Annotated in this window: 3 protein-coding genes and 1 pseudogene; 2 read left to right on the top strand and 2 right to left on the bottom strand. The window is 58.2% G+C overall.

The window, feature by feature from the left end; genetic code table 11:
- On the bottom strand, positions 1-137 hold a 137-nt coding region (locus tag HX846_RS16305), incomplete at its 3' end, for a LysR family transcriptional regulator (RefSeq protein WP_178965721.1).
- A 216-nt stretch (positions 138-353) separates the two neighbouring features.
- Between HX846_RS16305 and HX846_RS16300 the strand changes: the two genes are divergently transcribed.
- Together HX846_RS16300 and HX846_RS16295 are read left to right on the top strand one after the other, a co-directional pair.
- Positions 354-542: a type II toxin-antitoxin system HicA family toxin gene (locus tag HX846_RS16300; RefSeq protein ID WP_003210604.1), complete on the top strand. Its 189-nt coding sequence runs from the start codon at positions 354-356 to the stop codon at positions 540-542.
- Positions 543-563: 21 nt separating this feature from the next.
- Entirely contained in the window at positions 564-968 is a 405-nt protein-coding gene (locus HX846_RS16295; protein ID WP_003210603.1) for a type II toxin-antitoxin system HicB family antitoxin, read from the top strand.
- Between the two features lie 6 nt (positions 969-974).
- Here the strand turns inward: HX846_RS16295 and HX846_RS16290 are convergent.
- Positions 975-1,329, bottom strand: a pseudogene (locus HX846_RS16290) (MFS transporter); the annotation flags it as partial.

Here is a 1,329-nt window from a genome sequence, read left to right as displayed (position 1 = left end):
ACCGCCAGCCGCGCCTCCAGCTGCGCAACGCCCTTGGAGACGGCGGGCTGGCCAATCCCCAAGCGTTTTGCAGCCGCGGAAAACGAGCCGGTCTCGACGACGTGGACGAAGGTTTCCATGGCGGTGAGGCGGTCCATCGGGTGTCCTTTTGGGGGGGGCGTTTCGGGAATCATGGCGCCTTTTGGGTAAGGGTAGAAGGCGGTTGGTTGACATATGATTTATGCCTTAAGGGAATAAATTTATAGGTTTTCCAACATCCGGTAAAACAGCCGTCAGTCAGCCCGGCTGATTCTGTGCTTGAGTAAAGGTAACTCTAGAGTTACTTTTATTCAGGCCGGAGCAAGGAGGCTGTGGTGCAAAGCAGGCTATTGATCAAAGAGCTGCAAGAGGCGGGTTGGGTGCTGGATCGGGTGACAGGCAGCCATCATATTTTCACCCACCGCTATAACCCGTACACGATACCGGTGCCCCATCCCAAGAAGGATCTGCCCCAGGGCACCGTGCGAAGTATCAGGAAGCGCGCCGGGCTGTTTTCGTTTTAGGACGATTTAAGGAGATGTTCCATGCAATACCCAATCTGTATCGAATGGGGTGATGATTTTGTCGCCACCGGTATTCAGATCCCCGATATTCCAGGTGCTGTAACCGCCGGGGATAGTTTTGAAGAGGCTTACAACGCAGCGGTTGAAGTGGCGCATATCTTGTTGCAGGAGATCGCGGCAGAGGGTCGGGTGATTCCGATGCCAACGTCGGTGGCCGCCCACCACGATAATGAGGAATACGCCGGGATGGGCTGGGGGATGTTGGAGCTCGACATCTCGCCGTATCTGGGCAAGACCGAGAAGGTCAATGTCACCTTGCCCGGCTATGTGATCCAGCGTATCGACCGGTATGTGCGTGAGCACAAAGTGAAAAGCCGCTCGTCATTTCTGGCGGATGCGGCTTTGGAGAAGTTGGTGCGGTTGTAAGTTTGACTAGGCAGTCGCCACCGCCCCTTGCCGCGAGGCGCTCAAGAAGCGCAGCAACGCCACCAGCGGGAATGCGCTGCCCACCAGCATCACCCCCAGCCAGCCGCCGTGTTCGTACACGCTGCTGGCAATCGCCGAGCCGAACGCGCCGCCGATGAAGATGCTGGTCATGTACAGCGCGTTCAGTCGGCTACGGCTGCTGGCGTCGAGGGCGTAGATGGCGCGCTGGCCAAGGACCATGTTCATCTGCACGCAGAAGTCCAGGACCACGCCGGTCACCGCCAGGCCGATCACGCTGTACAGCGGGTGCACGAAGGCCGGCAGGAAGCTCAGTGCGGCAAACAGCATCGCCAGCAGCGAA

Source organism: Pseudomonas sp. K5002, from assembly GCF_013386655.1.
Classification (GTDB): domain Bacteria; phylum Pseudomonadota; class Gammaproteobacteria; order Pseudomonadales; family Pseudomonadaceae; genus Aquipseudomonas.
The sequence above is the reverse complement of the archived record's forward strand: the minus strand, read 5'-3'. Positions and strand labels throughout refer to the sequence as shown.

Coding starts and splice junctions, on each gene's coding strand:
- HX846_RS16295 (WP_003210603.1), top strand. CDS start 564: ATGCAATACCCAATCTGTATCGAATGGGGTGATGATTTTGTCGCCACC.